A 6,308-nucleotide genomic window follows, 5' to 3' on the forward strand; every position below is an offset into this window, starting at 1 on the left:
CACGACTGCGGGGATCTAGGGATCAGGGCGCTGCTATGCCGACCGTTTGATCGTTCGCAAAGCCTCCACACCAAACGGCGGGTGTGGAGGCATCGAAAACCCCCTCCCCTGTATCCCCTCCCCAAACTCTGGCGAGTTTAGGGAGGGGAACGAAAATCAAGCAGGCTGCCGGTTCTCCCGCGCTAGCGCGGTTGGGAGATCGGGCGCTTCCTAGTGCTAACCGCTTGTTCGCATGACAAGCCTCCAGATGCAAACGGCGGCGCCCGGAGGCATCGGCGTTTCAGCGCGTCAAACCACACGCAGTGCGCAACGGACAAAGACCAACCCCCTCCCCTGTATCCCCTCCCCAAACTCGCCAGAGTTTGGGGAGGGGAACGAAAATCAAGCAGGCTGCCGGTTCTCCCGCGCTAGCGCGGTTGGGAGATCGGCGCGCTTCCTAGTGCTAACCGCTTGTTCGCATGACAAGCCTCCAGATGCAAACGGCGGCACCCGGAGGCATCGGCGTTTCAGCGCGTCAAACCACACGCAGTACGCAACGGACAAAGACCAACCCCCTCCCCTGTATCCCCTCCCCAAACTCGCCAGAGTTTGGGGAGGGGAACGAAAAACCCCAAGGCGAAATGTTTTGATCGAGCGCCCTCTCCTTGCCATGCCTCGCGGCACAGTTGTCCCTACGTTCGTTTGAAAGAGGAGAGGGCAAAGGGCTCCCCTGCAAGCAATCGAAGAAGCTTCTTCGAATATACAACGCACAAAAAACGAGGCGCGGATGCAATCTCGCGCCTCGGAATGTACGTCTATATCGTTGTTGCTTTTTAGGCAGCCTGAATGTTGAAACGGTTCAGGGTCTCGCGCACCTGGTTGAGGAACGAGCTGCCGTTGCCGTCCCAGATGACGTAGCCGTCAAAGCTATGGGGCGTCTGCCACGATGGCGCGCTCGAGCTGCTGGTGGTGGGAACCACGATGAACAGCGGCGAAGTCGAATTGGCCGTGTTGCGAACCCAATTGACAAAGTTTGTGCCGTCAAAATCCCCAGTCGTGCCGTTTGGCGTGCTCCACAAAATGAAGGTCGCGTCGTAATTCCCGCTCTTGAACGCGCTCATGGCGCTCTCGGTGTCGGTGGTGTTTACGACGGTAAAGCCGGTCGGAAGCGAGCTGCTGATCGAATTGGTGAAATTCGTGTCCGTGGACACAAACAGTACGTTTGGCATGGATGCCTCCTTTTTGAGTGGGTCGTCCTCGGCGTTCGCCGACGCGAATGTCGCTTTCAAACGTTCGTCGCCTCGTTCTACGAGACAGATTCAATTGTCGGCGGCAAACCTGGAAAAATTAGGGGGGATTGGCGCTGGAACTTGGAGCCGCTTGGCAATTGTTCTTAGGAATGCAAGCGGATAACTACCTCTTCCCAAGGGAGGGCCTGCGCTCGCCGTTGCGGTCCAGCTCGGCGGGCGCTCTTTTTCATTCGGGCAGTGGCCGTCCTTTGGTTTCCCGCGCCACTATCGCCACGGCCAATCCCCCGACAAAGACGCTGCTGACCAGCATCGCAGCCGACTGAAACCCGTAAGCGCCGCTGAGCCCGCCAAACAGCCAAGGACCGGCCGCCGCCAGATAGCGCCCGCCGTTGTAGCACAATCCGATGCCCGTCGCTCTCAGTCGAGTTGGGAAAAGCTCAGGCAGATAGATCGCCAGCCCGCCAAATATCGTCAGCATCGAAAAGCCTAACAAGGGCAGCCAGATCATGGCCGTGGCGAACGAGGTCGTCAGATAAAACGTGGCCGGGGCGACCACCAGGCAGAGCAAGAACGACATCCCAAACGCTGGCCTGCGTCCCCATCGCGCGGCAACATAGGCAAAGGCGAACGGCCCAAAGAACGCGCCTGCCTGCTGCGCCATTCCTCCAATGCTCGACAGCCGTTCCGTCTGTTTGGTCAGCTCGGGAAGCTTATCCGGGTTCAGCACGCTGCGCATCAAATCGGGCGTCCAGGTGCTGATGCCCCAGAATCCGATCACGGCCACCGTGGTCAAACCGAGCCCGACCAACGTGCTGTGTCGCCAAGCTTGGTCTCGAAGAAGCTCGATGAGGCTGCCGACCTTTTGCTTTTCGCGCTCTGCTGCGTCCTTGGCCGCCTGCCATGCGCTGGGTTCTTTAATGAACAGTCGAATCAGCACTAATAGGATCGCCGGCCCCGCGCCGATAAAGAACATCCACCGCCAGCCCAGCTCGGGCATTACAAAGAAGTTCATGCCCGCCGCCGCCAAGTTGCCGATGGCCGAGCAGCTCTGCATGATGGCGAGAGCGGTCGATCTCGCTCTGTCGGGGAAGACTTCGGCCACTAGCGCGGCGCCCGCCGCAAACTCGCCGCCGACGCCGAGGCCGGTCAAAAATCGCAACAACCCGAACTGATAAATGTCCTGCGACAGTCCGCTGAGCCCGGTGAATCCGGCATACATGGCGATGGTGATCGCCATGGTGCGGGCACGGCCCAGCCGGTCGCCAATGATTCCGAAGAGGAATCCGCCGGTGGCCCAGCCGATCAAGAAGATCGTTTGAACGATGCCGCTCGCCTGCTTGACTATGGGATCGGTCGTTTCGGCCTTTAATAGTTCGGCCACGGCGCTCTGCCGCGCCCAAACGTAGAGCCATTGATCCATGGTGTCGAACATCCAACCCATGGCCGCGATAGCCAACACGAGGTAGTGATAGCGATTAAGCCCCGCGTTCCATCGCATGGGCGGTAGTTTCGCCCGTGCATGCCGCCTTCCTGCGGCTGGCCATAATATGGAGACCATGAGCGCAAAGAAACGACGAGCGATCGAAGCGCTTGGCATTCTAGAGCAGACCTATCCCGATGCCGAATGCGCCTTGGAGCACCGCGATCCATGGCAACTGCTGTGCGCCACGATCCTTAGCGCTCAATGCACCGACGAGCGCGTGAACAAGGTAACGCCGCATCTCTTTGCCGCCTATCCCAATGTCCAAGCGTTGGCCGTTGCCGACCCTTTGGACGTCGAGGCCATTGTCAAGAGCACGGGCTTCTTTCGCCAAAAAACCAAGAGCCTGATCCAGATGAGCCAGGACATCGTCGCCAAGCATGGCGGTCGAGTTCCCCAAACGATGGAAGAATTGACGCAGCTTCGCGGCGTGGGCCGGAAGACGGCCAACGTCATTTTGGGAGTGGCTTTTGGCGGCGACGGCATGGTGGTCGATACGCACGTCAGGCGCATCAGCAAGCTGCTGGGCTGGACAAAGCAGGACGATCCGGTCAAGATCGAACAAGACCTGATGCGCCTGTTGCCCAAGGACCGTTGGACTCAGGCTGGGCACTTGCTAATTTGGCACGGTCGTCGCGTCTGCATCGCCCGCAGGCCAAAATGCTTCGAGTGTCCGGTCGCCCATCTGTGCCCGTCGGCGACGCAGGACAAGCCTAAGAAAGCGTCGAAAGCAACCTCATGAGTCTCCTTGGCATCGATCTGGGCACCAGCGGCGTCAAGGCGCTTCTCATTGACGAAGAAGGACTCGCCATCGCCTCGCATATGGTCGAATACCCCTTGTTGACGCCCAAGCCACAATGGGCAGAGCAAGAGCCGGAACAGTGGCAGGCGGCGACTCTGGAGGCGTTGGGCGCGCTGGGTCGAGACCGCCTTGCGAATGTGAAGGCGATAGGTTTGTCTGGCCAGATGCACGGGTCGGTCTTTCTCGATTCGGCGGGCGAGGTCGTCCGGCCCGCGCTGCTCTGGTGCGATCAGCGAACGGCGGCCGAATGCGATTGGATCGCCGAAAGGGTCGGCTGGGGCGCGCTGCTGGCCGAGACGCTCAATCCGCCGCTAACCGGATTTACCGCGGGCAAAGTCATTTGGCTGCGCAATCACGAGCCGGAGAACTTCGCCCGCGTGCGCCATGTGCTGCTGCCAAAGGATTTCATTCGGTACAAGTTGACCGGCGAGCTGGCGACCGATGTGTCGGATGCTTCTGGAACCTGCCTCTTCAACGTGCCGAACCGGGATTGGTCCAGCGCCGTGCTGAACGCTTTAGATTTGCCCTTGGAGCGGTTCCCCAAGGCCTACGAATCGCCCCAGCCGACCGGGCAGATTGCGCGCTCTGTTTCTGAAGCGACCGGCCTCCCTGTTAGCACGGTTGTGGTTGCCGGAGCGGGCGACCAAGCGGCGGGGGCGATAGGAACCGGTATTGTCGAGAGCGGGACGGCGTCTTGTTCGATCGGCACGAGCGGTGTAGCGTTCGCCATGCTGGAATCGCCCGTGCCGGATCCCGGGTATCGAACGCACGTCTTTTGCCACGCCGTGCCCGGCGCATGGCACTCGATGGGCGTGATGCTGATGGCGGGCGGCAGTTTGCGATGGTTTCGAGACGTCTTTTATCCGGGCAAATCGTACGCCGAACTGGCCGAACTGGCCGGGCAAGTGCCGCCCGGGTGTGACGGATTGGTCTTTTTGCCCTATTTGGCGGGCGAACGAGCGCCCCATCCCGACCCTCATGCGCGAGGGGTCTTCTTTGGCGCGACTCTAAGCCATGGAGCGGCGCACTTTGCACGGGCCGTGTTCGAGGGAATCGCCTTTGGATTGGCCGATTTGTTCGATCTGTTGGGGACTACGGGCGCCGCGGTGTCTGCCGTGCGGGCTACGGGCGGCGGGGCGCAGAGCCGGTTCTGGATGCAGATGTTGGCCGATTTGCTGGGAAGGCCGATTGAGACGCTTGAACAGGAAGAGGGTCCTGCATTTGGCGCTGCGCTACTGGCGGGCGTCGGGGCGGGCGTTTGGCCGAGCGTAGAGGCGGCCTGCCAAGCGACAGTACGAACAAAGTCGCGCATCGAGCCGAGCGAGAGTCTATACGGCCATGCGCGATCTCTCTATACACGGCTCTATCCGGCGTTGAAGGAGTTGTTTAAGCCTTAAAGGGTCAGCGCGATCTTGCCAAACACCTCGCCGGCTTCAATCTTCCGATGCGCTTCTTGCGCCTTCTCCAGGGGGAGGGTTTCACTGACGATCGGCTTCAGTCCGCCCTGCCTTGCCGCTTCCAACGCCTCCGCCAAATCTCGCTTCGTCCCGATGAATCCGCCTTTGATCGTGAGTTCGCGCGAGAAGAGGTAGCGCACGTCGGCTTTGGGCTGCGCATCAATCGTGCCGCCGCAGGTAACCAGCCGTCCGCCCTTGCCCAGCAGCTTCAAGCAACCTTCAAAAATGTGCCCGCCGACATGCTCGAACGCGACATCGAACAGTTTGCCGCCGTTCGCCTCCTTCGCCTGTGCGGCCCAATCTTCTGCATAGTGGTCGACCGCCGCGCTCGCCCCCAGTTCGACGCATCGCGCGCGCTTGGTCTCGTTGCCCGCCGTGGCGATCACGCTGGCGCTCTTGTGCCGAGCGATCTGGATCGCCGCGCTGCCCACGCCGCTGCCGCCGCCAATGACCAAAACCGACTCGCCCGGTTCAATCTCGGCCAACGCGACCAGCATATGCCAAGCCGTCTGAGAGACCAGGGGGAACGCCGCGGCCTCTTCCCAACTCCAGCCCTCTGGGATGGAAAGCAGATTGCGCTTGGGCACGGCGACCCGTTCGGCATATCCGCCCGGTCGCCCGGCGCCGATGACGACGCCCTTGGCACACAGATTGTCCCGTCCGGCCAGACACCACCGGCAGACGCCGCACGCCACGATGGGATTGACCAAGACCTTGTTGCCTTCGGCGTCGATTCCGGCGATGTCGCAACCCAGAATGTGGGGAAGTTGAGTCTGATAGGCGGGCACGCCGCGCCGAATCCAAACGTCCAGATGGTTGAGCGCGCAGGCCTTGACGGTAACGATCGTCTCGTCCTCTAATGCGACCGGCTCGGGGATGTCGGTCTCGTACCGAAGCAATTGGGCATCACCGAATTCATGAAACCTGACTCCGCGCATGGGGCTACTATTCGAGTCGTCTGCGCCCTACTCCTTTCGTTTGCGAGCGGGAGGTGCGCGCGCTCTTGGAGCGCGTCGCCTTGCCAACAGTATGGCGACCGCAACCATCTTGGCGGGAAAAAGCAAAGTCTCGAACTGCGGGGTGGTGGCAGATTCGTACTCAAAATTGTGCTACAAATCGAAAGAATCCCGTTCAACTCGCCTTCCTAATCTCGCCTGAGCTGCGTGCGTTGGCGGTCTTGGTTTCTTTCGTTCCCCTCCCTAAACTCGCCAGAGTTTGGGGAGGGGATACAGGGGAGGGGGTTGTCGATCGCCGTTTCGTTCTCCGATCGGCCCGTAAGCGCGGACAGGCCTCAAAACCAGCTTGTCTTTCGTTCCCCTCCCTAAACTCGCCAGAGTTTG

General features: G+C 60.6%; 5 protein-coding genes. 2 read left to right on the plus strand and 3 right to left on the minus strand.

What is annotated here, in order from left to right:
• Positions 1 to 812: 812 nt before the first annotated feature.
• Both HUU60_12815 and HUU60_12820 read right to left on the minus strand, forming a co-directional pair.
• Positions 813 to 1,208 carry a hypothetical protein gene (locus HUU60_12815; protein NUL83578.1) on the minus strand — a complete coding sequence of 132 codons (396 nt, stop codon included), beginning with the start codon at positions 1,206 to 1,208 and terminating at the stop codon, positions 813 to 815.
• Positions 1,209 to 1,455: 247 nt separating this feature from the next.
• On the minus strand, positions 1,456 to 2,727 hold the full coding sequence (locus HUU60_12820; GenBank protein NUL83579.1) for an MFS transporter: 1,272 nt from the start codon (positions 2,725 to 2,727) through the stop codon (positions 1,456 to 1,458).
• A gap of 58 nt (positions 2,728 to 2,785) precedes the next feature.
• On the opposite strand from HUU60_12820, the gene nth reads away from it, so the two are divergent.
• Together nth and xylB are read left to right on the plus strand one after the other, a co-directional pair.
• Positions 2,786 to 3,451 carry an endonuclease III gene (gene nth / locus HUU60_12825; GenBank protein NUL83580.1) on the plus strand — a complete coding sequence of 222 codons (666 nt, stop codon included), beginning with the start codon at positions 2,786 to 2,788 and terminating at the stop codon, positions 3,449 to 3,451.
• Complete coding sequence (gene xylB / locus HUU60_12830) at positions 3,448 to 4,908, plus strand: xylulokinase (GenBank protein ID NUL83581.1); 1,461 nt, start codon at positions 3,448 to 3,450, stop codon at positions 4,906 to 4,908. Before nth ends, xylB begins: the two co-directional genes overlap by 4 nt.
• Here xylB and HUU60_12835 read toward each other — a convergent pair.
• Positions 4,905 to 5,867: a zinc-binding dehydrogenase gene (locus HUU60_12835; protein ID NUL83582.1), complete on the minus strand. Its 963-nt coding sequence runs from the start codon at positions 5,865 to 5,867 to the stop codon at positions 4,905 to 4,907. The genes xylB and HUU60_12835 overlap by 4 nt on opposite strands.
• Positions 5,868 to 6,308: the final 441 nt, after the last annotated feature.

The organism is Armatimonadota bacterium, assembly GCA_013359125.1.
Lineage (GTDB): Bacteria > Armatimonadota > Fimbriimonadia > Fimbriimonadales > GBS-DC > JABWCR01.